The following is a 23,569-nucleotide window of genomic DNA, read 5'->3' as shown; positions in this document are numbered from 1 at the left end:
CATGAGGACGTGCACGCATGACATTCGAGGCTGGTCGAATCACCTTCTCCCCCTCCCGTGGCCTGCGATATCTCTTGCCGAGGAACACATACGGGGTTCCGGCCTCCGGGTCGGACGAAGAGGTGAGCAGTGAAGGGAATTTCATGCGTACACGGGGGATGACGTTCGGGGTGGCGGTTTGTGCGGCAGCCACCGTCATGGTGCCGCTCACGGCCGCTCCGGCGACGGCCGCGGCCGCTCCGGTTCAGGTGTCCTGCTCCGGGACCGGCGCCAAGGGCAGCGCTGCATGGACGTGGGCCGGCAGGAGCGAACTGCGCTCGATCACCATCCGGGCCAAGGACACCAAGGCCGACGGAATGCACCCGGGCATCCGGGTCTACTGGTACGACAAGAAGGGCAAGGAGGCCCACACCCCTTGGCTGCACGCCCGCGGGGGCACCAACAAGTGGACCACGCCCACCATTTGGGACCGGGACGGTATCAAGGTCGCGGGAATCGACATCGTGCTGTTCCGCGGCAACGGGAAGACCCCGGAGCGGGACGTGTGCGGGGCGGGTAGGAAGAACCCGCGCTTCTGACCTTCGAAGCCCGGGCGTCCGGCGCTGTGGTCCTGGGGCGTCAACGCCACGGGGCCGCGGTCAGCGGGGGCGCCGGCGCCGTACGGGGGACGGCGCCGGCGCCCCTTTGCAACGCCCGGGCCGCCCCGCCCCCGGCCGTACAGTGCACCACGGCCGCCACACCGGGGCTCAGATGGCCATCGCCTCCTGGAGCCAGCGGTTGACCCGGTACGGCAGCCACCAAAGGAGCGGGCCGACGCGGCAGACCAGCCGCTCCTGTAGGAAGTCGGCGACGATGGCCTCGGGCACGGCCGACGGCGGGGCGCCGTACGCCAGCCGGCCGATCGCCTCGCGGTAGGCGGGCTCGTCCGCGGTGAAGCGGCGCAGGTCCCCCCACCGGCGGTCACGAATCTGCACAAAGCCGGGGCCCTGGCGCCACAGGCATTTGCAGAGGTAGTGCTCGTGGCGCCACCGGGTGAGCGCGGCCGCCGGGTCGGCGGGGCCGGTGAGGGCCAGGGGCGGCTGGAGGTGGCAGAGGTCGCGCCAGCCGTCGCCGGGCTCCGCAGGCAGCCGCAGCTGCCACTGCACCAGCACGGCGCGGGCCGTCAGATCGCGGACGAGGCTCAGCTGCCGTACGGCGTGTGCGGCGGCCTGCGAGTTGTCCACGGCGGTCAGGTCGATCGGGTCGGCCAACCGCACCCGGCGGGCCCCGAGTTCCCACAGCCGGGTGGCCTGCTCGTCCGGCGGTCCGGTCAGATCGAGCTCGCCCAGGCTCATGCCGGGCCGTGCGCAGGCGTCCTCGTCGTAGTCCCGCCATGCGCTGAGGGCCGGCGTGCGCCGGGCGGGGACGGGGCCGGCGGCGAGGGCCGCTGCCGGTGCGGGGGTGCGGGTCATGGGTTTCGGCCTCCGGGGCTCACGGTGTCTCGTTCAGGCAGTTCAGGGAGTTGAGGCGGTTCAGGCATGGGCGGGGACCGCTCGGGCCGCCGCCTCCGGCTGTTCCTGCGGGGCCGCCTCGGCGTGGGCGTGCCGCATGAAGTCGAGGCGGAGCAGGTCCTCGTTGACCGCCGCCGGGGCCAGGTGGACGTAATGGCCGTTGTCGGTGAAGACCAGCCCGAGCGTCACCCACTGCTGGAGCAGCGCGTGGACGGCGGCCTCGTCGACGGTGTGCTCCGGCAGGCGCACGGCGAGCTTGCGGGTGAGCGCGGCGGGGGTGTGCGGCTGGTCGAGCAGCCGGAAGGTCGCGATGTCCCTGGGGTGGGTGAGTTCCAGGACACCCCAGTCGAAGGCGTGCCTGCGGCTGACGAGCACGATGCGGTCGCCGAGGTCGGTATGGGTGAGCCTGGCGTCCGCGTGGCGCTTCTTCCAGGCGCCGAGGGCCTCGTTGAGGGAGGTGACGGTGGGCTCGGTGATACCGCGTTCGGGCGCCTCGAAGACATAGGCCAGATCGAGCAGTTCGGACTCCGGCAGGTCGTAGGTGAAGCGGTAGTGCTCCTCGGGGCGCAGACCGGTGAAGCCGAGCTCGGGCCGGTTGAAGTACGGGCTGAAGCGTTCGATCGCGATCCGGGCTGAGAGGTCGACCGGCGGGTTGAGGTGCTCCAGCGCCGGAATCTGGGCGATGACGGGCTCGTAGTCGGCGGCCGTCTCGCCGGGGAAGCCGTGGAGGTAGTTCCAGGAGACGGAGAGGCCGGTCTCGGCGCCGTCCCGCAGCATGCGGACGTTCTGGCAGCCGCTGACGCCCTTGTCCATCAGGTCGAGCACCCGGCTGTTCAGACTCTCGATGCCCGGCTGGACGTAGATCATTCCGGCGTCGGCAAGGGTGCGCAGCTGCGTCCGGCGCATATTCGCCTTGATCTCGATGTGCAGCCGCAGGTCGTAGCCGCTGTCGATGATGCGGGGCAGAACGGTGTTGAGGTAGCCCATGTCGAGGATGTTGTCGACGACGTACATGTCCAGCACCCGGTGACGGCGCGCCAGTTCCATGATCTCTTCGTAGAAGGTGTCGGGGCTCTTGCTGCGGAACTGCATGAAGGAGCCATTGAGGCCGCAGAAGGTGCAGTGGTGCTTCTCCCCCCACCAGCAGCCGCGGGCCCCCTCGACGACGAGCTTGGGTTCCACCCAGTTACGGGCGACGGACGACGCCAGCCGCTCGAAGTAGCCGCCGTAGTCGGGCGGCAGGATGGTGGCCGGCGGAAGGGGAGCGGTGCTCATCGGGTTGGCGGTGCTGGTGCCCTCGGCGCTCCGGTGGCACAAGCCGGGGATCGCGGACAGGTCGGTGCCCTCGTCCAGGGCGGTCAGCAGCTGGGGGAAGGCGGCCTCTCCCTCGCCGCGGACCACGAAGTCCACGAAGGGGAAGTTGCGGTGGGTGGCGGCGCCCTGCTCGGCGTCGCAGTTGGCACCGCCCATCACGGTCCTGATGTGCGGGGCGAGGCGTTTGACGTACTTGGCGGCGGCGAGTGCCGCGGTGTTCTGCTGGAAGGTGGAGGTGAAGCCGACGACGTCGGGGCCGGCCGCAACGATCCGCTCGGCGATCTCCTGGACGAACTCCGGGACGACACGGTGCAGTTCATGGGACATCCGAAGCCGCCCCTCCTTCAGCTTGCCGCGCATCGACGCGTTGAACTCCGCCACCCGCCACTCGGGATCGTCGTAGAGGGCGGAGGAGAAGACCCAGTCGCCGCAGCCCATGAAGTACGAGGAGAGCGCATAGAACTGGTAGTCGTCCCCGGTGAATTCGGTGCGCCGGGTGATCCAGTCGGTGAACTCCAGGTTGGCGTGCAGCACATCGGCGTGCCCGGAGGTGCGCTCGTCGACGCTGCGTCTGAGGATTCCGAGCGCGAGGGACGGGAGGTCGATCGGGGACCAGGGCATATTGACGAGCAGAACGCGCATTTATCGGCTCCTCGTGCGGCGGCGGATGGAGGGGGAGTTGTCCGGCGGGCGGCAGGCGGTAGGCGGGAGGCCCGGCCGGCCCGGTGGCGTGCCGGGCCGGCCGGGGAGGCTCACTCCTCCTCGGTGTCCTCAGCGGCACGGAACGGAACGGTCACGGTGATGCCGATGCTCGGCTTGCGGTTCTCCTCGTCATCCGCGAGCGGGTCGTTGTGGATGATGTCCTTCTGCATGGCTGTCTCTCCTGTTCTGCCGGTGTCCGGAAATCGGGTCTCGCATTCCGGCGGCACCGGAGCCGGTGCCTTCGGATACCCCGTCCGCAGAGGGGCGGGGGGTTCGGTGGGCCGCGGGGACGCGGCGCAGATGGCGGTCCAGAAAGCCCATGGCGCGGGTCAGGACGGCTACGTGGTGGGCGCCGGTATAGCCGTCGTGGCCGGTCTCCAGCCACATCGACTCATGCGCGACACCGGCTTCCCGCAGGGCGGTGAGGTAGCTCCGTACCTGGCCGGGCGGACATTTGGCGTCGAGCGTCGCGGCGATCACCAGCAGCGGGGCACGGACGTCGGAGGCGTAACGGAGGGGTGAGCTCCGCTCGTAGCGGCCGGGCACCGTGTCGGGGGTCCCGCCGAACAGCCGCTCGTCCAGGGCCCGCAGCGCGGGCGTGCCGGTGCGGTGCGCCGCCGCACTGTCGGCGACCGGTTTGACGGCGACGCCCGCCTGCCACAGGCCGGGCCGGGTGCCGAGCGCCAGCAGGGCCAGGTAGCCGCCCCAGGAGGTGCCCCACAGCCCGATGGCGTCCTCCCGGGCCAGCCCCCGGCGCAGCAGATCGGCCCGGACGGCGACGAGGTCGGCGACCTGGGTGAGCCCGACGCCCTCGCCGAACGCCGCCCGCCAGCGGGGGCCGTAGCCCGTGGAGCCGCGGTAGTTGACCCGGGCGACCGCGAACCCGGAGGCGACCAGGGAGTGCACCTCCGGGTCGTAGGCGTCCCGGTCGTGGTCGGCCGGGCCACCGTGGACGAGGAACACCAGCGGAGGGCGCACACCGGAACCCTGGCCGGAGCCGTACGGGGAGCCCGGCCCGGGGTCCGGTTCGCTGAGCAGGGTGTGCACGGGCCCGTCCGGACCGTCGGTCCACAGGTCGCGGTGCCGGCCGGGTGCCCGCCCGGGCAGTGTGGCGAGCGCCGGCAACCGGGTGCCGGCGGTGGAGTGCATCCGCGGCGGGGTGGCCGTGTCGGTCCAGAGCCAGTGCAGGTCGCCGCCCGGATGCGCAGCGGCGTCCAGCAGGGTGCCGGGGGGCGACGGCACCGGCGTCAGGGTGCGCCGGTCGAGGTCGGCGGTGACGAGGGTGGACCGGCCGTGCCGGTCCTGGCGGAGGAGGACCCGGCGCCCTTCGGGGTACCAGCGAGCGGTGACCTCGGTGTCGAAGCTGCACCATTCCTGGGGCCGGAACCCGGCGCCGGGCCGCCAAGTGGCCAGCCGGTAGCGGTCGTTGTACTCCTGGACGAGCAACAGCTCGGTGCCGGCCGGGGACGGCGCGAAGCCGAGCGGCCACAGTCGGCCGCGGTGTCCCGACAGCCGGTCGAGCACCGCTCCGGAGCAGGTCAGGAGGGTGACCGCCCGCTCGGAGCCGGGCGCTCCGGACAGTGCCAGCAGCCCGCCCGAAGGCGACATGCCGGCCAGCAGCGCAGGGCCGTCCACGGTCGTCACCGGCCGTGCCGGGCCGCCGGGCGTGCCGAGGTACACGGTCATGGCGGCACCGTCGCCGAGGCCGGTGGCCACCGTCCCTGCGTCGCTGACGGCGAGCCCGTGCGGCAGGCCCGGACGCAGACCGGTCAGGCCGGGGAACCGCGGTCCGCCGTCGAAGTCCTGGAAGTACCACTGCCCGAAGCCGCTCCGGTCCTCCGCGAACCACCACACCCGGGCGTCCGCGTCGAGGGCGCAGTGCAGTGTCCCGTGCTCGCTGTCGGTGACCTGACGGGCGGTGCCGGTGGCGGCGTTCCAGGTGAAGATCTCGCAGCGGCCGTCGGCATCAGCGGCCAGGGCCATCCGCGAGGGGTCACGCGGGCAGACCTCGGGCAGCGTCGGCCGGTAGACCCGGAAGCCGGTCCTGGGGGGCGCCGTTGAGGAGAGCCCGGTCGTCGTGCTCATACGTGGTGCTCCTTCGAGGCGCCGCGGATCAGGGCCGGTGACACACAGGTCGCATAGAGCGCGAGCGCGGCCAGCAGCACGGTGCAGCCCGCGAAGGTGGCCGGGGCCCCGGCCCGTCCGGCGGACAGCCCGGCGAGGACCGGGGCCAGGGCCGCGAGCGCCCCCGACGCCGTGGCCAGCACGGTGCCGGTGCGGGCCTGGAGCGCGGGCGGGGTGGCCTGGATGATGCCGGCCTGGAGCGCCACGGTGGCCAACGGCGTCAGCGCACACAGGAGAGCGAACAGCAGGGCGAACTGCCAGGCGTCGTGGGCCGTCGCCAGCGCCGCGGCGGGCAGCACCATCAGCCATGACACCGGCACCAGCATCCGCACCGCGGAGCGCCGGCCGGCCAGCCGCGGCGCGACGAGCGAACCGGCCAGACCGGCCGCCCCGGTGACCGCGAGGACCACCCCCAGCGGAGCCGCACCTCGGCCACTCTCCTGAAGGGCGAACACCATCGCGTAGTACAGCGCGACGAGCAGGGCGTTGACGACCGGGATCCACACCAGCGCCAGCCGCAGCAACGGCTCACGACGGACCAGGGCCACCCCCGCCCCGGCCTCGGCGACCAGCCCCCGCACGGCCCGAAGCGGGCCACCTGCCAGGGGCGTGCCTCCCGGGCGCCCCACGCCCGGCTGTCCCCCGTCCGACGGCCGCGTTTCCGGAAGCGGGGAGAGGCTGGAGCGCATGGCGCGGACACAGCCCGCCGCGACGGCGTACGACAGCGCGTCCGCGAGGAACGGCAGCCAGCGTGCGGCGTGGAAGAGCAGTCCGCCCAGGGCGGGTCCGAGGACGAGGGCGCCGCGCTCTCCCGCCTGTAAGCGGGCCAGCACACGCCGGTGGTGGTCGGGAGGGCTCACCAGAGCGACGGTGCCGAGCGACGCCGTCTCGTAACAGGAACTGGCACACCGTTCGACGAGTACGGCGACGAGCAGCACGGCCAGCGGAACCGAGCCCGCCCACACGCTCACGCCGACACAGGCCATCGCGCCGGCGGACACCAGCGCGGCCCCCACCATCACGCGCTTACGGGCCCCACGGTCGGCGGGCACGGCGGCGAGCGGACCGAGCAGCAGCGTGGCACCCGCGGAGAGCCCGGCGATGACACCCACCTCGGCGGGGGACCGCCCGAGGCTCAGGAGCAGCAGCGGCAGTACGAACCCCGACGTCTGGCTGCCCAGCGCATCGCAGGTACCCGCCCACCAGAACAGCCGGATGTCGGACCGGGCATGCGGCGGGGAAACGGGCGCGGGCGAGGGCGCGGCGGATGCGGCCGCCGCCGCTGCGTCGGACGGCTTCATCGAGCCCGGCCCGGGACAGGGCGCGCGGTCCGGTCGTCAGCACTGCCAAGAGACGGGCGCCCCCGTAACCCGGCAGCCGGTAACGAGGCAGCCGGTAATCCGGACGGTAAGCCGGAAGGCGCCTCGTCTGCCGGGGTTGCCGCTGATCGCCGTCCCATGCGAAGCCACCTCGCGTCCGTGGGCAGACCGTGAAGATCCGCACACCATTAGGTCAACTTGCGGAGGAAATGTGTCCGAAGTGTGCCGGAGCTTAGCCACGTCGTGACGCAGGCCACAAGGTTTGGGTGTGGAACACCTTCGGCTCATCGGCAAGGCGCGTCCGCACGGGTCGTCCGCGCGGCTCCCTCCTCAAGCGCCCCGCGGACCGGAGGCGTCGGCCGGGACATGTTCCAGCGCCGCACTGGAAAGGCGATACCGGCCGTTGGGCACCTCGGCGACGGTGACATGAACGGTGAGCGGTCCCACGCATTCGTAGCCACGCTCCACGGCGTGGCGCGCCAGCACATCGGTCAGCCGACGCCCCACCTGCCCACCCTGCGCGGCCAGTTCGTCGTGTACCTCCGGTGCGAGTTCGACCGTGTAGTCATTGGGTACGAGGACGCGGCGCTGGCTGCACACCACCGCGTGGTCATCGCATTCGCGCCGTAGGTCATCGATCAACTCGACCGGTTCGGTGGGGATGATCTTGGCCAGCAGCGCGCTCTCGCACTCCTCCATCACGCGTTCCATCCGCCTCAGCATTCCCATGGCAGGCCGTGTGCCCGTGCGCGCTCCGTGCATGCGGACGGCATGTCGGGGCAGTGAGCGCGCCGGCCCCGGAACGGGACAAGTGGAGGACCGCCGCGAGGAGTTCCCTTACGCGCGGGAGAGACTCTGCGCGAAGTCGAAGACCCTGTCCGGGTCGTAGTCGTGGGCGACGGAGCGCAGACGCTCCAGGTTCGGGCCGTAGTAGGACCTCGCCCAGTCGGGCAGGTCCGGGTCGATGTAATTGACGTAGCCGCCGCCGATACCCAGATCCGCCAGCCCCTCCACCACCTCGCCGACGCTGCGCGTCACCTCGGCTTCGGAGGCAGCCGTGGCGGTCGCGTAGATCTGTGCCGTGGCGAAGGCGGTGCGGTGCGGGAAAGCGGTCTGCTGGACGCCGACATCGGCCACCGCACCACCCAGCGCGTCGAGGATGAGCGCCATGCCGGGGCGGCCGGTGAGCAGGGTGACCACGGCCCCAGGGTCGGGGGCGGGCGCGCTGAGCACCCGCGACGAGGCGACGAACGACTCCCGGTCAGGTCTGCCGGAGAAGAAGCGCATGGCGTTGAAGTAGTCCCGGTCCTGCACCGTTCGCCGGCTGGGCAGGACACCGGAGCGCGAGACGAGGTCGTCCAGCAACGGGTTGCAGGCGCTGCTCGGACCGACGAAGCAGCCGGCGACCCGGCAGCTCGGTGGGTTTCCACCCGACACATTCAGATTGGCCCACAACTCCCGGGGCGCGGCCGTGATCCACGGCTGCCACGCCGTCAGCACCTCGGGCACCTTTCCCGCCGGGAAGACGATCACGAACACGGTCAGCGCCGGCGCCGGATCGGTCGCAAAGGTGAACCGGGTGACGACCCCGAAATTGCCTCCGCCGCCACCGCGCAGGGCCCAGAACAGATCGGGGGTGCGGGTGGCGGAGGCCGTGAGCGTCCGCCCGTCGGCGGTGACGAGCTCGGCGGCCACCAGATGGTCGCAGGTGAGCCCGAACTTCCGTTGCAGTACGCCGATCCCGCCGCCCAGCGCCACGCCCGCGATGCCAACGGTGAAGCAGGAGCCCCCGGGCAGACATCGGTTCGCCTGGCTGAGCCCGCTGTAGACGTCCCGCAGCGACGCACCGGCGCCGACGACCGCGGTGCCGTCCGCCTGGGCGGTCACCGTCGACATACGCCGCAGGTCAAGCACGAGACCGCCGCGCGGCGCCGAATAGCCGACGTAGGAGTGTCCACCGCTTCTGGCGGCCAGCGGCACCCGGTTCGCGGCCGCCAGCACCCCCTGGCGGACGTCCTCCGCCGACTCGCACTGGGCGACGGCCGCGGGTATGTGGTCGTCATTGAGCGGGTTGAACAGCTTCCGGGCGTCCTCGAACCCTGGATCTCCCGGCCGCAGCAGCGCTCCTTGCATCCGCTGCCGCAGGCCGTCCCAGTCCACCTTGGCCTTGAAGGGGCCGACAGCCTGCGGCGCTTCCCGGGACGCATGGAACAACGGCGTCCGCGCCATGGTCACCATCTCCTCTGGAACGTTCGAGGAAAGCGGGTGAGCGCGCCCGTTTGGCGTAGATATGTTCACGCTAACACGCTGTAACGACCCCCTCCAGTCGATCAGTACGCGCAGACATCCACGGCCTTCGACAGCCGTCCCCGCCGGTCAGGGCGCGGGGCCACCCCACGCCTCCGCACCCTTCACGCCCTTCGGCGGACCGGTGGCCCGACGGCAGCCGGCGGGTGGACGGTACAGCGGCTGACCGCCGCGTCCTGCTACTGCGGCTTGAAGGACCGGATCTGGTAGCTGCCTTGGAGGTTGCCGCCGGCGCCGGAGGGCGTGGACCCCACCCGCGCGTGGTAGTTGGTCTGGGTGTAGTACTGCACGCGGTGCCTGGTGTTGTTCCACACGGACCGCACGTTGGCTCCCCGCTGGATGAAGGAACAGTCGTCGGCCGTGTTGGCCTTGCTGGACTGCGACCACTGGCAGCGGGTCCCGCCACCGTTCCAGTCGCTGTAGATGCAGAAGTATCCGGGCGAGCAGTTGTAGGCGGCCCGGTGGGCCGGCGCCTCGGGAGCCGCACTCGCGGTGGGCGTCATCCCGAGCGCGGTGACCAGCGCGGCGGCAAGGGCGAACGAGGGGATTCTGCGCATGTCAGAACTCCGTTTCTTCGTCTTCTTCTTCGTGGACGACCAGAGAATTCGCATCACTACAGGCCGGCTGCGCAAAAAGCCGCGTAAGCAGGAAAACCAAAGCCAGGAATGCTGACGCCGCCGGGCAACGGGCCTGAAACGCCACCAGTATGGGCCGCCCGCAAGCTCCCTCCCAGGGCATTTCTCCGCCGTTCGCCGCCCGTGGGAGCGCGGCGGTGTGCACCCCGGGCGTACGCCGGGCACTGCCCCCTGACACGTCGTTGTGCAACCCGACGCCCTCGTGAACACCACCCCGGAGAGCGGCATTTCCTTCCCCTCACGTTCACCACGACAGCTATTTCCCCGCGCTTCCGGCTGCCTTTCCGGCTTGTTCCGGACGGCCCGGATACCGGACGACGCCGAGCGTCAGTTCTCCGCTCGCTGCGTGAGCGGGGCTTCGGTGCGGTCGCCCAGGAATTCGTACCACCGGCGTTGCAGGCAGACGTAACGGGAGTCCGCCTCGACGAGGCTGAGAAAGGCCGTGACGGTCTCCTTCAGACGTTCCTGCAACCCCGGGTCGGTCAGCTGCCCGTCCTCCGTGAAGCCCTTGTGCGCCGCGGCGAGACTGAACATGTCGGGGTAGACGCGGGTGCCGAGGTGTTCGAGGGGGACGCGCAGGGCCCACAGTCCGCGGTTGCCGCCGACCATCGAGGGGGACGCGGAGACGAGCAGGGCGTGCTTGGTCTTGAACGGCTGGGGGCGGACCCGTGAGACCCAGTCGATGGCGTTCTTGACGATGCCGGGCACGGAGGCGTTGTACTCGGGGGAGGAGAGCACAAAGGCGTCGCATCGCTCGAGCCGGTCGCGGAGCGCGAGTGCGCCGTCGGGCAGGCCCTGCGCGGTCTCCAGATCGCCGTCGTAGAGGGGCATGTCGAATTCCCGCATGGTGGCGTGGTCCACGGTCGCGCCGGCGTCGGTCATCATGCCTGCGATGAGGGACGCCAGGCGGGCGTTGGTGGATTCGGCGCGCAGTGAGGCGCCGAGGACGAGCAGGCGCAGCGGTCCGGGGTGGGCATCGGTGGCCATGGTGGTCCGGTCACGTCCTTTCGTGATCACATGGACGCGCGCCCCGCAGGGGCGGCTCAGGGACCAGTGTGGCGGCGCCACCGCAATCGCGAGGGGTGCCGCGCCCGGCGGACGGCCTGCGGCCCGTGCGGCCGGGGCTACGGTCGGCTCGCCGTCCGGCGTCACGCCGGACGCGGGGCCGTGATGGAGAGGTTGAGACGGATGCTGATCGTGGGGCGCTCGCAGGTGGAGGCACTGCTCGACATGGAGGCGCTGATCGACGCCCTGGCGTCGGCGATGGCAGACCTGAGCGCGGGGCGGGCCTCCGCCCCGGACCGCGTCGCGGTGACGGTGCCGGCCCGGGAGGGCTTTCTGGCCGCCATGCCGGGCTTTGTGCCGTCGGCCGGAGCACTGACGAGCAAGCTGGTCTCCGTCTTTCCGCACAATGCCGGTACGCCGTTGCCGACCCATCAGGCGCTGATCGTGGTCTTCGACCCGGAGACCGGTGAGCCCACCGCACTGCTGGACGGTACGGCGATCACCGCGGCGCGGACCGCGGCATGCTCGGCGCTCTCGGCCCGGCTGCTGGCCCGTGAGGACGCGTCGGTGCTGGCCGTGCTGGGCACCGGCGTCCAGGCACGCTCGCACGCCGAGGCGATGTGCAAGGTCCGCCCGATCCGCCAGATCCGGGTGGCGGGCCGCGACCAGGCCAAGGCCGCCGCCTTCGCCGCCGAGCTGTCGGCCGCACTCCACCTCCCCGCCCAGGCGATGCCGACCTACGCCGAGGCGCTCGAAGGCGCCGACATCGCCGCCGCGGCGACCCACGCCGTAGACCCCGTGATCCGCCGTCCCTGGCTCACACCGGGCGTACATGTGACCTCGGTGGGCTTCAACCCCGCAGGCCGCGAGATCGACGACGCCACCATCGCCGCGTCCCTCGTCTGCGTCGAATCCCGGCAGGCGGCGCTGGCCCCGTTCCCCGCAGGCAGTAACGACCTGCTGCTTCCGATCCGCGACGGCGTCATCACGCACAACCATGTGCACACCGAACTCGGCGAACTTCTCACCGGCAGCAAACCGGGCCGCACCTCGGACGACGAGATCACGCTCTACAAGTCGGTGGGCGTAGCGGTGCAGGACACCGCGGCTGCCGCCCTGGTCGTCGCGGCCGCCCGGGAGCGGTCGGTCGGGGAGGAAGCCGATCTGACGTAACCCCCTGCCGTAACCCTCCTGCCATCGCAACGGCCGACGCACCTGCCGGCCCCTGCCCCTGCCGTCTCGCGGGCCTATGAGGACCTACTGCGTGCCTGCCGCCGCGCCGCCCGACGCCGCAGGGCACGTCGTTCGTCCTCGCTCGCGCCGCCCCAGACACCGGCGTCCTGGCCGTGTTCGAGCGCCCACTGCAAGCACCGTTCCCTCACCGGACAGCCGTCGCAGACGGCCTTGGCCTTTTCGATCTGCAGAAGCGCGGGACCGTTGGTGCCGACGGGGAAGAACAGTTCGGGGTCCTCTTCGCGGCATGCTGCGTCATTGCGCCAGTCCATGATGCCTCCGTTCCCCGCGCCGGTACGCGGTCGATGTCTCCTCCTGGCGTAGAAGCCGGTACGGCAGAGGGCCTGACCACTCGCCAATTCCCGTTCCAGGTCTTGCCGGCCTTCTCTTCCTGGGCTTTTCTTCGTCCTCGCGTGTGCCCGCTCCTGCTGCCGCAATGCCCCGCCGAGGTGCGCGATTCGGCCAGATCGTCAGTGAGACGGACCGGCGGGCCGGTCTAATGTCGGATCATCACCGAGAGATCCACTCATCACCGAGAGATCCACGAGAGATCCACGAGGGAGGAGCCCCATGGACGCTGAGCAGGCTCGCACCCGCATCACCGCCCTGCGCGCAGCCGGCGGCAAGGTGTCCCCTGAGGAGCTGGACCGGCTGTGGGCGGCGCTGGAGCCCGTCCGCCCCGAGGAGATCCTGGGCTCCTGGAAGGGCAGCGCCTTTGTCACGGGCCACCGGTTGGAGGCCCTGCTGACCCAAGTCAACTGGTACGGAAAGCGCTTTGACTCCCTGGCTGACGTCAAGCCACTGATCTGCCGCGACGACGAGGGCGAGCTCTTCTCGAACGTCGAGTTGGGGAAGGGCGAGGCAAGCCTCTGGACGGTCGAGTTCCGAGGCGAGCCGACCGCCACCATGGTCTACGACGGTCAGCCCGTCCTCGACCACTTCAAGGCGATCGACGGCTCCACGCTCCTGGGCGTCATGAACGGCAAGGACGTCCTGGACCAGGGCCACTACTTCTACTTCCTCCTCGAGCGGGACTGACCGCCCTCCCGACCAACCAAGGGAATCATGCGCATACAGGCAGCTCTGGTGGAGTTCCCCGGTGGCCCCTTCACCATCCGTGACCTCGACATCGAAGCGCCCCGGCAGGACGAGATCCTGGTGAGGATCACCGCGGCGGGCATCTGCCACACCGACCTCAGCACCCGGCAGATCTGGCCCAGGGAACGCGCCCCCATGGTCTTCGGCCACGAAGGAGCGGGCATCGTGGAGGCCGTCGGCGAAGCGGTCACCACGGTCGCCCCCGGCGACACCGTGTGCCTCAGCTACCGCAGCTGCCGCACCTGCGAGCAGTGCACCTCAGGCCACTCCGCCTACTGCGCCATGGGCATCGACACCCTCAACGCCTCCGGCGCCCGGCCGGACGGCAGCACCCCGCTGTCGCTCGCCGGTGCGCCGGTGTACGGCAACTTCTTCGGCCAGTCCAGCTTTGCCACCCACGCCCTCGCCCATGAGAGCAACACCGTCAAGGTGCCCGCCGACCTGCCGTCCGTGACCGCCGCACCCCTCGGTTGCAGCGTCCAGACGGGTGCCGGCACCGTCTTCCACGTCCTGCGGCCCAAGGAGGGGACGACCCTGGCGGTCTTCGGGGCCGGGAGTGTGGGGCTGAGTTCGGTGATGGCCGCGGTCGCCGAGGGCTGCTCCGTGATCGCCGTCGATCCGGTCGCTTCCCGCCGTGCGAGGGCGCAGACTCTCGGCGCCGCGGCGGTGGTCGACCCGGACTCGGACGACGTGATCGCCTGCGTCCGCGACGTCACCGGTGGGGGAGTGCACGCCGCCATCGACACCACCGGCCAGGCCGCTGTGATCTCCCAGGCCATCGCGGCGCTTCGCCGGCGAGGCACGCTCGCGCTGCTCGGCATCGGCAGACAGGCCGAGTTCAGCATCATGGAGGTGATGACCAAGGGGATTCGCCTTCGCGGGGTGATCGAGGGCGATGCCGTACCGGCCGAGTTCATCCCGCGCCTCGTCGAACTCCACCGCCAGGGCAGCCTTCCGCTGGACGAACTCATCACCCCCTTCCCGTTCGCCGACATCGAGGCGGCCGCCCAGGCCGCCTCCACCGGCCAGGTCATCAAACCCGTCCTCACCTTCGACTGACCTCGGTTACGGGGTTCAGCGGTCCACGACGCGAGGCCGGGACACACAGAATGGGTGCGGCAACAGTCGTGTTGCCGCACCCATTCGTTGTTATCGGCCCGAAGTCGAGCCGTCAGTGGCCGTCCCGGGAAGCGCCATGGTCACGCCGGCACCGCCCGGGACGATCCCGTGCTAGCGCATGGCGCGGGCCAGGCCTCCGCCGCCGGTGTGCACACCGCCGACCGGACGGTGGTGGTGGTGCTTCTTCGCGTGGTGCTTCTTGGGGTGGTGCTTCCTGATGTGCTTGACGTGGTGGTGCTTGACGTGGTGGTGGTGATGGACGATCACCCGGCGCTCGATGTGGCCGTTGAGGCAGGTGTTGCCGAAGGCCGGGTTCAGCAGCCCCGGGGCATTGATGGTGTTGCCGCACAGGTTGATCGGAATGTTGATCGGGACCTGAATCACATTGCCCGACACAACTCCCGGCGAATTGGCCGCGCCTCCGGCCGCGCCAGCGTCTGCGAACGCGGCCGAAGCGCCACCCAGGGCGGTGCTTGCCGCAAGAGCGGCCACAGCAGTCACCCGCGTGATTCGTGACATAACAATCTCCCGATCGATCCAAGCGGCTCGCTGCCGCTTCCTGTTACTTCCTTTCGGCGCGAGCGGCCTGACCGTGAGGGAATTTGCGAACATTTCACTCTTTCAGGGTGTAAGTACGGTGTGGCGCTGGTTTCTTGCCGCGAGACGGCACTCTGTTCACCCCTCAGAAGTCCGGGGGAAAGCCCCACCCCGAATCTCCCGCCTGCACCATGGGTACGGACCGGCCGTCCAACCATCCTTCTGCCATGACGACTTGTCCCCGACGCGCCGTGGCGCTCATCCTCTCCGCAACCGCCATAGCCGGCAGCGCCCTGACCGCAGCCGTACCGACGGCCAGCGCCGCCCCGGCCGCTGCCCCGCCACCCGGTCTCACCTGGCGCTCCTGTGCGGAGCCGGGTGGCCCCGCCGGGCAGGAGTGCGCCGTGTTGTCCGTCCCGCTCGACTACCGCGCCCCGCAGGGGCCCAAGCTGAACCTCGCCGTTTCCCGGCTGCGCAGCGAGCGCCCCGCAGCGCGGCGGGGGACGCTGCTGCTGATCCCCGGCGGACCGGGCGGTTCCGGGCTCGATGAGCTGGCGCGGAAGGGGGCGGCGCTGCGCAAGGAGATGGCGGGCGCGTACGACATCGTCACCTTCGACCCGCGGGGAGTGGGCGGCAGCACGACCGCGAGTTGCCGGCTACGGGCGGAGGACCGGGATCTGGTGGGAATGCGTTCCTGGCCGGACGCGAACGGCGGCATCAGGGACAACGTCATCCGGTCCCGGCGGATCGCCGAGGCATGCCATCGGCACGGTGGCCCGGTGCTCAAGAGCATCTCGACGGCCAACGAGGTACGGGACATCGACCGTCTCCGGCAGGCGCTGGGCGAGGAGAAAATGGCCGCCTGGGGTGCCTCGTACGGGACCTATGTGGGAGCGGTCTACGCCCAGAAGTACCCGCAGCACACGGATCGCTGGGTGCTGGACAGCAGCGGTGACCCCGACCCGGAGCGGGTCGAGCGGGGCTGGCTGGTGAACATGGCGGAGGGCGCGGACGACCGGTTCCCCGACTTCGCGGCCTGGGCCGCGGACCCGGCCCGGGAGCAACAGGGCCTACGGCTCGCCAAACGCCCCAAGGACGTACGACCCTTGTTCCTTCGCCTTGCCGCCAAGCTGGACCGGGCACCGAAGGACTCCACCACACCCGGTGTCCCGTTGACGGGCAACCGGCTGCGCCAGGCCCTCCAGTCGGCCCTCTACGACGACCGGTCCTTCGCCCAGCTCGCGCAGCTCATCCAGGCGGCCCGGAAACCGGCCGGCCGGCCCGCCCTGCCGCCGCTCCTGGCCCGGCCGCTGCCGCAGGCCGACGCGGCGGTCACGATAGCGACGGTCTGCAACGACGTGCGCTGGCCGGCCCCGGTCCCGGCGTACCGACGGGCGGTGCAGGCCGACCGGGCCCGCCATCCGCTCACGGCCGGTATGCCGGCGAACGTCGCGGCCTGCACCTTCTGGAAGGACGCAGCGGCCGACCGGCCCACCCGGATCACCGCGGACGGGCCGTCCAACATCCTGATGATCCAGAACGTCCGCGACCCCTCCACACCGTACGCAGGGGCCCTGAAGATGCGTCAGGCGCTGTCCGGCCGTGCCCGCCTCGTCACCGTCGACCACGGAGGCCACGGCGCCTACCTGGCCCACACCAACGCATGCGGCGACCGCACGGTCACCCGGTTCCTCACGACCGGGCAGCGCCCGCACCAGGATGTCCTCTGCGCCGACGACGCCCGCCGGCAGGACTGAGCGAGCCATCCACCGTCGTCCTTGGGGCCGGCCGGCGGGAGCGGGCCGGCCTCACTGGTCGGAGTAGCTGAAGTCGCCCACCGTCCAAGCGCTCACGTCCTTGATGGCGATCCGGTACATCCCACCCGTCTCGGGGATGCCCATCGGGCCCTGAAGGATCCTGGCGACATGGAAGTGCAGGTAGGCGGGCGCCTCGGTCCGTCGGGGCGCCGCGCCTTCAGGCGGGGCCATAAAGCCGCCGGCGAACGGGCGGAGCCGGTCCGAGTCCCTCAGGACCTCGCCCACGCGCTGCTTCCACACCGTCTCGGGCACCAGCCGGCCCGTGATGACAGCTCCGTGGACCACGACGGTGAGGGACATCTGATTGGTTTGCTCCGACTCGACCGTGGCGGCGATGTCAACGAGCAGCTCATCAGGCTTCGACATGGGCGCAGATTCTATAGGCCGTGCCGCCGCCACGAGGGTCAGGTGTACGTGTACGGCACGGGGGCGGTGGCGGTCCTGTTGTCGGCGGTGTGTACCACCACGGTGACCGGGCCGGGGGCGTGCGCGGGAGTAATGGCCTGGACCTTGATGTCGGACATGACCTTGAAGATCGCGGAGACACCGCCGAACGTCACGCCGGTGACGGCGCTCAGTCCGAGGCCGTTGAGGTTCACGGCACGGCTGCCCGTCCTGGGCCCGGAGGTCGGACTCATGCTGCTGATCGTGAGGTTGCTGATGTAGGTGAACGAGAGGGAGTTCGAGACGCCGCCGGGGTTGACGGTGTACACGGGCACCTTGCCGACGATGCTCGACGGCGGGGCGGCGAGCGTCATCTGCGTGTCCGACAAGACGGTGGGAATGCGCAGCTGCTTGCCGAACCACACCCCGGTCACGCCGTAGAACCTGTGGCCGGTGAGGGTGATGAGAGTGCCCCCGCTCGCGGGCCCCGTCGTCACCGACATCTGGTCGATGACCGGCGTGCGACGGTAGTAGTAGTGACCGACGACCGCCGTGCCTCCGGCGGAAACGACGCGGACCGGCACGCTGCTGAGCGTCCCCGAGGGGGTCACCACGGTGAGCACGTTGTCGTTCACGACGGTGAAAGTCCTGGCCGCATGGGTCCCGAAGTACACCGCCGTCGTGCCGGTGAAGCCCTGGCCCGTGATGGTCACATGAGCTCCGCCACCCCGCGAGCCCTGGTTCGGTGTGATGCTCGCGGGGCGCCGCAGAACCTTCACGGTGTTGGCACCACTGTTGGTGGTGTAGAGCCGCAAGCCGTCGCCCGAGGTGGCGAGCCGCTGAGGGGAGGCGAATCCGACGAGCGTGGACGTGACGCTTCTCGAGTCACGGTTGATGACGGTCACCGAGCCCCGGGCGGGCGCCAGCACGTAGAGAAGCGTCCCGTCCGGGGACATCGTGAGATACGCCGGGCTCACAGGGACGCGGATGGTGCCGGTGACGGAGTTGGTGGCCGTGCTGACGATGCTGACCGTCGTACCGCCGGAGTTGGCGACGTAGAGCTGTGTGCCGTCGGGGGAGAGCGCCAGTCCACGCGGGCTGCTGAAGCCGCTGATCGTGGCCGTCACGGTGTTGCCGACGGTGCTGATCACGCTCACGGTGCCGCTGCCCACGTTGGACACGTACAGCACAGCCCCGTCCGGACGGGCCACGACGGTGTCCGGCGTGCTCCCCACCGCAACGGTCCCGGTGACGGTGTTGGTGGCCGTGCTGACGATGCTGACGGACGTACCGCCGGAGTTGGCCACATACAGCTTTGAGCCGTCGGGGGAGACCGCCAGTCCGTGCGGGCTGCTGAAGCCGCCGATCGTGGTCGTCATGGTCTTGCCGGCGGTATCGATCACCGCGACGGCTCCGGCCGCGGGCCGGGACACATAGACGTGTGCGCCGTCGGGCGAGACCGCCGCCTCCCACGGGCCGCTGCCCACGGTGATGGTGGTGGCGACGGTGTCGGTCGCGGTGCTGACGACCGTGACCGTGCTGCCGCCGGAATTGGCGATATAGGCGGTCGACCCGTCGGGTGTGACGGCGATGCCCACGGGCGCCGGCCCGACGGGGATCGTGTGCGGGAGGGAAAGGTCGCTCCCGGCGGCCACCAGAGGGCGGGCAATCGACATGGTTGACGCCACCGGAGTACTCCTCTCGCTGCCTTGTGATCGCTCCTCTAGGGCGAGCCAGGCGGCAGAAAATCACTCGCCGAAGCAAGTATTCAGGACCGCTCGCGCCCTCACCAGATCGGTACAGGGGTACAGCGGTGCGAAAAGGCTTGATTGCATTACTTCATATATCCGGACAACGCTTCTCGGCGGCTCCCATGCGGCCCCAACACGCTCTGCCGGACGCCTCTTCCGCCTGCTTCGCTCCTCTTACGCCCACGTTCTCAAGCCCCGGAGCGACGACGCTCCCCAACTGCTCGAAACGAAGGAGCAGGCAACATGGTCACACTCAACCCGAACCAGGGCCCGACATCGGGCGGAAACACGGTCATCATCACCGGTTCCGGTTTCACCGGCGCGACAAGCGTGAAATTCGGCACCAAGAACGCGTCTTTCACCGTCAACAGCGACACCCAGATCACGGCGATCGCCCCCTCCAACAGCAGCGCCGTGCAGGTCGTTGTCACCACGCCGTACGGAAGCTCCGTACCGGTCTGGTACTTCTACATCCTGCCTCCGAGCAAATCGTCTATCAGCAGCAGCGCCGGACCCTTGGCAGGTGCCACCACGACACTCTCCGGCTCGAACCTGTTCACCACCACCTCGGTGAGCTTCGGCGGCACCCCGGCCGCGTCCTTCACCGTGGTGAACGACAGCACGGTGAACATCGTCGCGCCGACCGTCACCACCCCGGCCACCGTGCCCATCAGCATCACCACCAGGGGCGGCACCACCAACGGACTGACGTTCACCTTCGTCGCCGCCCCCACGGTGACGAGCATGGACCCGACCGAGGGGCCCGATTACGGCGGCACCCCGTCCACCATCATCGGGACCAACTTCAGCAATGTCACCGACGTGCTCTACGGCACCGACTCGGCGGCCTTCCAGCTCGTCGACGACTCCACGCTGATCTCCTACTCCCCGGGCGGCACCGGCACGGTACCCATCACCGTCCTCAGCGCCGGGGGCAGCGACAGCACTCAGTCCTTCACCTACACGGTCACGCCGGGCTGAGTAACTGACCGGTGGGACGAAGGGGCTCCGGGCTCGGCTCAGTACCTGTCGCCGTTCAATGGCTTCAGGAACCTGGCCGCCCGGGGCCCCGATTCTCGTTGGAGGGTCAACGGCCGGTATTCATCGGCCGCTCCACCACGTCCCTGCGAATGACCGCTCGCTCCTCGTCAGTTGACGAGATGCTGCCTTCGCCACAAAGGTTCCGCGAACCAAGCGGTAACTTGCGTGGGGCATTCCCTTGAAGAAACACCTAGACCGTCTGCCGACCTCTTGAGGTGCCGCCTCGCGGGCTGAAACGAATAGTGGCTCGGGGCTGCCGACCGGCCCGCGTTGATGCCGGTCGGTGTGCCTGGGCACGGCCCACGTCCAGATGATCCGGCTCCCAGGGAGGGGCGGTCGACGTTTCTATGGCTGTAACTGATGCGGATGACGGTGCGGATGGCGCGGTGGTTTCGCTGCGCAGGGAAGACGATGACGGGTACGGAGACCGTTCCCTCCCGACGGGAGGAGAGAAGGCTGCCGAGCTTGAGGCCGGCAGCTGGGTGCCGGGCGTGTCCGGGGCGAACGGAGCGGGCACGCCGCCGGCATTCTTCGTCGTGCTCGGCCCCGATTACGCGGGCAAGTCCTCGGCCCTGAGGGAGCTTTCCCGCCGTGAGCCCGACTGGCGGATCGTCTCCGTCGACGATGAATTCCTCACCGCTGACCACTCCCTGATCTCACAGCTCCGGCGCGGGCTGGTCGGAGAGGTGATGCCGGCCCTGCACCGCGGCTACTCCACCGACTTCATGGTGACGCTCTTGCAGACCGCGGTGCTCCATCTGCGGGACAGCGTTCTGCGGAGCACCGGGCGTGCGCCGGTCGTCGTGGACTCGTACTTCTACAAGATCCTCGCCAAGTGCCGCCTTTTCGGCGCGGACGAACACCCCCTTTACGACTGGTGGCGTTCCTTTCCCCGGCCGCGCACGGTCATCTATCTCGATGCGCCGCCCGAGAGGGCCTGGCGTCGCTCCGGAAGGGGGCGCGACCTCCACCCCTTCGAGTACTACGGGGAAACACCGGACCGGATGTCCTTCGAACGCTTCCAGTCCGACCTGCACAAAACCATGTGGGAGGAGATCCGGTCACTTCCCGTCTCCGTCGTGCAGGAGAACAGCCAGGTGTCGCGGGTCGCCCAGGACATCCAGGAGGTGGTCTCCCATCAACTCCACTGATTCCTGGGCCGATCCGAGCCATGTCCGCCGCTATCGCCAAAGGGTCTTCGCCGAACGGGAACGGATCGGCGCCGCGCTCGGCGACGCCTCGGCGCAGCAGCATCATGTGCTGGCCGAACTCCTGGAATTCAATGCCGGTACCGAGTACGGCCGTGTCCATGGTTTTTCCTCGGTCCGTACGCTGGACGACTTCCGCAAGGCCGTACCGGTCAACGACTATGCGGCCCTGTCGTCCCGGATCGAGCGGATGGCGGCGGGGGAGAGCAATGTGCTCAGCGCCGACGATCCGGCGGTGTATTTCACCAGCAGCGGCACCACCGGCGATCACAAGAAGATTCCGGTCACTCCCGGTTTCATGCGACGGACCTTCTTCCCGTTCTATTACGCGGCCTGGGCACCGCTGGCCGAGCACTACCCCGAGGTGCTCAGCCGCCCGGACGCGGTGCTGAACCTCAAGCACGACCCGCTGGTCGCCCCGCCGACCACGGCATCGGGGCGCCCTCATGTGGGCGCCAGCCAGGTGGACTTCGGTGCGAAGTTCGACGAGCCGATGTCGGCGGAGCCCGGCACGGGGGCGCCCTGGGCCAGCCTGCCTGTGCCGGTCGAGCCGGACGACCACCTGGAGAAGGCGTACCTCCGGCTGCGTCTGGCAGCGCAGAGCGATGTCCGCTGTGTGATCGGCATCAACCCGGCGATGGTCGCCGCGCTGCCCCACCAGCTCACTCTGTGGTGGCCGCGGCTGGTGAAGGAGATCCGCGACGGCACCCTGGGCGGCATTCCGCACACCTCTCCCGACCCGGAGCGGGCGCGCGAACTGGAGCGCATCGCCGCCCACTTCGGCACCGTCCGGCCCGCCCATGTGTGGCCCCGCATACGGGCGCTGTTCTGCTGGACCACCGGCATGGCGTCGCTGTACCTGCCGCGCCTGCGCGAGGAGTTCGGCATCGGCGTGGCCTCGCTGCCGGCGCCCGTCGCCGCCTCGGAGGGCCCGGTCGCCGTACCGCTCGACCGCCATGAGTCCGCCGGTTCGCTCACGGTCTCCGCCTCGGTCTACGAGTTCCTGGACGCCGATGAGGACGTGCGGCCGGACGCCGCGACGCTCACGCTCGACGAGCTGGAGCAGGGGCGCGACTACCACGTCGTCTTCAGCCACATCGGTGGGCTGTACCGCTACGCCGTGGGCGATGTGGTCCGGGTCGTCGACCGTGCCGGCGGGGTACCACGCGTCGCGTACGCGGGCCGTGCCACCCGCTCCGACGCGGCGGGCGAACGGCTCCGTGAGGCACAGGTCCTCCGGGCGCTCGCCGCGGCGGCACAGGGTACCGGCCTCGACCTGCGCAATGCCGCCTGCCGGGTGGCGGAGACCCACGGACCGCCGCCGCACTACGAGTTCGCCCTCGCGCCCCGCGGCGCATGGGCGGCATCCGAGACCACCCGCTTCGCAGCGCTGCTCGACGACGCGATCGGCCACGAGGCGCCCGCGTACCGCGCGGCACGCTCCGGCGGACGCCTGGGGCCCGCGACCGTGCACCTGCTGGCCGAGGACGCCTTCCTGCGCGACTGGCACACCGCCGTCGCCGCCGGAATCCGGCCCACGCAGGTCAAGGACCGGCTCTTCCGGGGAGACCCCGCACTCTGGGAACGGCTGACCGGCCCGGCACGGACCGGCCGGGGAGGACAGACATGACCGGGACACTGGACGCCGTCGAGCGGACGGCCCTGCTGACGGCCGCACTGCGGGCCGCGGAGACCGCCCGCGAGGACCGGCTCTACAGCGATCCGTACGCGGCCCGCCTGGCCGGTGACATCGGCCCGGAGCTGCTGGACGAGGTACGCGAGGCCACCTTCCCGCGCCACGCGAGCCGGACCGTACCGAGCACGCCGGACTACAACGCCATCCGCACCCGCTTCTTCGACGACTTCCTCCAACGGGAAGCACACGCCCCGGAGTTGTCGCAGGTCGTGCTCGCGCCGGCCGGCATGGACTCCCGTGCCTACCGGCTCGACTGGCCCGCCCACATCCGTTTTTTCGAGGTGGACCGGCCGGCCGTCCTCGCGTACAAGGAGGAGCGGCTGCGCGGGGTGCGGCCACGCGCCGACCACCGGACGGTGGCCGTCGACCTCACCGCACCCGGATGGGAGGACACCCTCGTCGCCGCCGGCTACGACCCCGCGTGGCCCTCGGTCTGGCTGCTGGAAGGGCTCCTCTACTACATCCGCCACGACGACGTCCGCCGCATCCTGGACCGGGTGGCGGCCGTCATGGCGCCCGGCAGCAGGATCGCCGCGGACATCGTCAACGCGGCCGCGCTGGCCCGGCCCGACATGCGTCCGCTGCTCGATGTGTTCGCAGGGTGGGGCTGCCCGTGGCTCTTCGGCACCGACGAGCCCGAAGCCCTCTTCGACGACCACGGATTCCGCGTCGAGGCGGTCCAGCCGGGAGGACCGGGTGCGGACTTCGGCCGCTGGCCGGACCCGGTGCCGCCGCGCACCGAGACCGGCGTACGACGGGTGTTCCTCGTCTACGGAGTGAGGCACTGAC

General features: G+C 70.3%; 21 protein-coding genes. 9 read left to right on the top strand and 12 right to left on the bottom strand.

What is annotated here, in order from left to right:
* Positions 1-143 precede the first annotated feature (143 nt).
* Positions 144-578, top strand: coding sequence for a hypothetical protein (locus ACZ55A_RS22630; protein ID WP_468842798.1), 435 nt, complete (start codon positions 144-146; stop codon positions 576-578).
* Between the two features lie 168 nt (positions 579-746).
* On the opposite strand, the gene ACZ55A_RS22625 is transcribed toward ACZ55A_RS22630, so the two are convergent.
* From ACZ55A_RS22625 to ACZ55A_RS22590, 8 genes are all read right to left on the bottom strand, one after another.
* Positions 747-1,334 carry a DUF5825 family protein gene (locus tag ACZ55A_RS22625; protein ID WP_468843219.1) on the bottom strand — a complete coding sequence of 196 codons (588 nt, stop codon included), beginning with the start codon at positions 1,332-1,334 and terminating at the stop codon, positions 747-749.
* Positions 1,335-1,511: 177 nt separating this feature from the next.
* Positions 1,512-3,446 (bottom strand): RiPP maturation radical SAM C-methyltransferase, encoded by a 1,935-nt coding sequence (locus tag ACZ55A_RS22620; protein WP_468842796.1) that lies wholly within the window; start codon positions 3,444-3,446, stop codon positions 1,512-1,514.
* Positions 3,447-3,635: 189 nt separating this feature from the next.
* The gene (locus ACZ55A_RS22615; RefSeq protein WP_468842793.1) at positions 3,636-5,591 is read right to left on the bottom strand and encodes a S9 family peptidase; all 1,956 of its coding nucleotides are present in this window, start codon (positions 5,589-5,591) and stop codon (positions 3,636-3,638) included.
* Complete coding sequence (locus tag ACZ55A_RS22610) at positions 5,588-6,931, bottom strand: MFS transporter (protein WP_468842791.1); 1,344 nt, start codon at positions 6,929-6,931, stop codon at positions 5,588-5,590. Before ACZ55A_RS22610 ends, ACZ55A_RS22615 begins: the two co-directional genes overlap by 4 nt.
* A gap of 348 nt (positions 6,932-7,279) precedes the next feature.
* Complete coding sequence (locus tag ACZ55A_RS22605; protein ID WP_468842789.1) at positions 7,280-7,660, bottom strand: DUF3662 domain-containing protein; 381 nt, start codon at positions 7,658-7,660, stop codon at positions 7,280-7,282.
* Positions 7,661-7,786: 126 nt separating this feature from the next.
* Positions 7,787-9,178 carry an FAD-binding oxidoreductase gene (locus ACZ55A_RS22600; RefSeq protein ID WP_468842786.1) on the bottom strand — a complete coding sequence of 464 codons (1,392 nt, stop codon included), beginning with the start codon at positions 9,176-9,178 and terminating at the stop codon, positions 7,787-7,789.
* 257 nt (positions 9,179-9,435) lie between these two features.
* The gene (locus ACZ55A_RS22595; RefSeq protein WP_468842784.1) at positions 9,436-9,813 is read right to left on the bottom strand and encodes a peptidase inhibitor family I36 protein; all 378 of its coding nucleotides are present in this window, start codon (positions 9,811-9,813) and stop codon (positions 9,436-9,438) included.
* A gap of 405 nt (positions 9,814-10,218) precedes the next feature.
* On the bottom strand, positions 10,219-10,878 hold the full coding sequence (locus ACZ55A_RS22590; protein ID WP_468842783.1) for an NADPH-dependent FMN reductase: 660 nt from the start codon (positions 10,876-10,878) through the stop codon (positions 10,219-10,221).
* Between the two features lie 201 nt (positions 10,879-11,079).
* On the opposite strand from ACZ55A_RS22590, the gene ACZ55A_RS22585 reads away from it, so the two are divergent.
* The gene (locus ACZ55A_RS22585; protein ID WP_468842780.1) at positions 11,080-12,069 is read left to right on the top strand and encodes an ornithine cyclodeaminase family protein; all 990 of its coding nucleotides are present in this window, start codon (positions 11,080-11,082) and stop codon (positions 12,067-12,069) included.
* Between the two features lie 74 nt (positions 12,070-12,143).
* Here the strand turns inward: ACZ55A_RS22585 and ACZ55A_RS22580 are convergent, their stop codons facing one another.
* Positions 12,144-12,401, bottom strand: coding sequence for a WhiB family transcriptional regulator (locus ACZ55A_RS22580; RefSeq protein WP_468842778.1), 258 nt, complete (start codon positions 12,399-12,401; stop codon positions 12,144-12,146).
* A gap of 298 nt (positions 12,402-12,699) precedes the next feature.
* On the opposite strand from ACZ55A_RS22580, the gene ACZ55A_RS22575 reads away from it, so the two are divergent.
* Both ACZ55A_RS22575 and ACZ55A_RS22570 read left to right on the top strand, forming a co-directional pair.
* Positions 12,700-13,167, top strand: coding sequence for a DUF4334 domain-containing protein (locus ACZ55A_RS22575; protein WP_468842775.1), 468 nt, complete (start codon positions 12,700-12,702; stop codon positions 13,165-13,167).
* A gap of 24 nt (positions 13,168-13,191) precedes the next feature.
* Positions 13,192-14,286 (top strand): NAD(P)-dependent alcohol dehydrogenase, encoded by a 1,095-nt coding sequence (locus ACZ55A_RS22570; protein WP_468843216.1) that lies wholly within the window; start codon positions 13,192-13,194, stop codon positions 14,284-14,286.
* Between the two features lie 171 nt (positions 14,287-14,457).
* Here ACZ55A_RS22570 and ACZ55A_RS22565 read toward each other — a convergent pair whose 3' ends face one another.
* Complete coding sequence (locus ACZ55A_RS22565; protein WP_468842772.1) at positions 14,458-14,865, bottom strand: chaplin; 408 nt, start codon at positions 14,863-14,865, stop codon at positions 14,458-14,460.
* Positions 14,866-15,110: 245 nt separating this feature from the next.
* Here ACZ55A_RS22565 and ACZ55A_RS22560 point away from each other — a divergent pair, with 245 nt between their 5' ends.
* A complete protein-coding gene (locus ACZ55A_RS22560) occupies positions 15,111-16,640 on the top strand; it encodes an alpha/beta hydrolase (RefSeq protein ID WP_468842770.1) in 1,530 nt (509 codons plus the stop codon).
* Positions 16,641-16,691: 51 nt separating this feature from the next.
* Here ACZ55A_RS22560 and ACZ55A_RS22555 read toward each other — a convergent pair whose 3' ends face one another.
* Positions 16,692-17,066 (bottom strand): hypothetical protein, encoded by a 375-nt coding sequence (locus tag ACZ55A_RS22555; protein WP_468842767.1) that lies wholly within the window; start codon positions 17,064-17,066, stop codon positions 16,692-16,694.
* A 38-nt stretch (positions 17,067-17,104) separates the two neighbouring features.
* Positions 17,105-18,772, bottom strand: a complete 1,668-nt coding sequence (locus ACZ55A_RS22550) for an IPT/TIG domain-containing protein (RefSeq protein WP_468842765.1) — start codon at positions 18,770-18,772, stop codon at positions 17,105-17,107.
* Positions 18,773-19,078: 306 nt separating this feature from the next.
* Here ACZ55A_RS22550 and ACZ55A_RS22545 point away from each other — a divergent pair, with 306 nt between their 5' ends.
* The 4 genes from ACZ55A_RS22545 (at position 19,079) to ACZ55A_RS22530 (ending at position 23,568) form a co-directional block, all read left to right on the top strand.
* A complete protein-coding gene (locus ACZ55A_RS22545; RefSeq protein ID WP_468842762.1) occupies positions 19,079-19,816 on the top strand; it encodes an IPT/TIG domain-containing protein in 738 nt (245 codons plus the stop codon).
* 551 nt (positions 19,817-20,367) lie between these two features.
* On the top strand, positions 20,368-21,027 hold the full coding sequence (locus ACZ55A_RS22540; protein ID WP_468843213.1) for a hypothetical protein: 660 nt from the start codon (positions 20,368-20,370) through the stop codon (positions 21,025-21,027).
* On the top strand, positions 21,014-22,714 hold the full coding sequence (locus ACZ55A_RS22535) for a GH3 family acyl-acid amido synthetase (protein ID WP_468843210.1): 1,701 nt from the start codon (positions 21,014-21,016) through the stop codon (positions 22,712-22,714). Before ACZ55A_RS22540 ends, ACZ55A_RS22535 begins: the two co-directional genes overlap by 14 nt.
* Entirely contained in the window at positions 22,711-23,568 is an 858-nt protein-coding gene (locus ACZ55A_RS22530) for a class I SAM-dependent methyltransferase (RefSeq protein ID WP_468842759.1), read from the top strand. The genes ACZ55A_RS22535 and ACZ55A_RS22530 overlap by 4 nt, the downstream gene beginning before the upstream one ends.
* Position 23,569: the final 1 nt, after the last annotated feature.

The sequence above is a fragment of the Streptomyces sp. NPDC034111 genome (assembly GCF_055575375.1).
The sequence above is the reverse complement of the archived record's forward strand: the minus strand, read 5'-3'. Positions and strand labels throughout refer to the sequence as shown.

Coding starts and splice junctions, on each gene's coding strand:
- ACZ55A_RS22630 (WP_468842798.1), top strand. CDS start 144: ATGCGTACACGGGGGATGACGTTCGGGGTGGCGGTTTGTGCGGCAGCC.
- ACZ55A_RS22625 (WP_468843219.1), bottom strand. CDS start 1,334: ATGAGCCTGGGCGAGCTCGATCTGACCGGACCGCCGGACGAGCAGGCC.
- ACZ55A_RS22620 (WP_468842796.1), bottom strand. CDS start 3,446: ATGCGCGTTCTGCTCGTCAATATGCCCTGGTCCCCGATCGACCTCCCG.
- ACZ55A_RS22615 (WP_468842793.1), bottom strand. CDS start 5,591: ATGAGCACGACGACCGGGCTCTCCTCAACGGCGCCCCCCAGGACCGGC.
- ACZ55A_RS22610 (WP_468842791.1), bottom strand. CDS start 6,931: ATGAAGCCGTCCGACGCAGCGGCGGCGGCCGCATCCGCCGCGCCCTCG.
- ACZ55A_RS22605 (WP_468842789.1), bottom strand. CDS start 7,660: ATGGAACGCGTGATGGAGGAGTGCGAGAGCGCGCTGCTGGCCAAGATC.
- ACZ55A_RS22600 (WP_468842786.1), bottom strand. CDS start 9,178: ATGGCGCGGACGCCGTTGTTCCATGCGTCCCGGGAAGCGCCGCAGGCT.
- ACZ55A_RS22595 (WP_468842784.1), bottom strand. CDS start 9,813: ATGCGCAGAATCCCCTCGTTCGCCCTTGCCGCCGCGCTGGTCACCGCG.
- ACZ55A_RS22590 (WP_468842783.1), bottom strand. CDS start 10,878: ATGGCCACCGATGCCCACCCCGGACCGCTGCGCCTGCTCGTCCTCGGC.
- ACZ55A_RS22585 (WP_468842780.1), top strand. CDS start 11,080: ATGCTGATCGTGGGGCGCTCGCAGGTGGAGGCACTGCTCGACATGGAG.
- ACZ55A_RS22580 (WP_468842778.1), bottom strand. CDS start 12,401: ATGGACTGGCGCAATGACGCAGCATGCCGCGAAGAGGACCCCGAACTG.
- ACZ55A_RS22575 (WP_468842775.1), top strand. CDS start 12,700: ATGGACGCTGAGCAGGCTCGCACCCGCATCACCGCCCTGCGCGCAGCC.
- ACZ55A_RS22565 (WP_468842772.1), bottom strand. CDS start 14,865: ATGTCACGAATCACGCGGGTGACTGCTGTGGCCGCTCTTGCGGCAAGC.
- ACZ55A_RS22560 (WP_468842770.1), top strand. CDS start 15,111: ATGACGACTTGTCCCCGACGCGCCGTGGCGCTCATCCTCTCCGCAACC.
- ACZ55A_RS22555 (WP_468842767.1), bottom strand. CDS start 17,066: ATGTCGAAGCCTGATGAGCTGCTCGTTGACATCGCCGCCACGGTCGAG.
- ACZ55A_RS22545 (WP_468842762.1), top strand. CDS start 19,079: ATGGTCACACTCAACCCGAACCAGGGCCCGACATCGGGCGGAAACACG.
- ACZ55A_RS22530 (WP_468842759.1), top strand. CDS start 22,711: ATGACCGGGACACTGGACGCCGTCGAGCGGACGGCCCTGCTGACGGCC.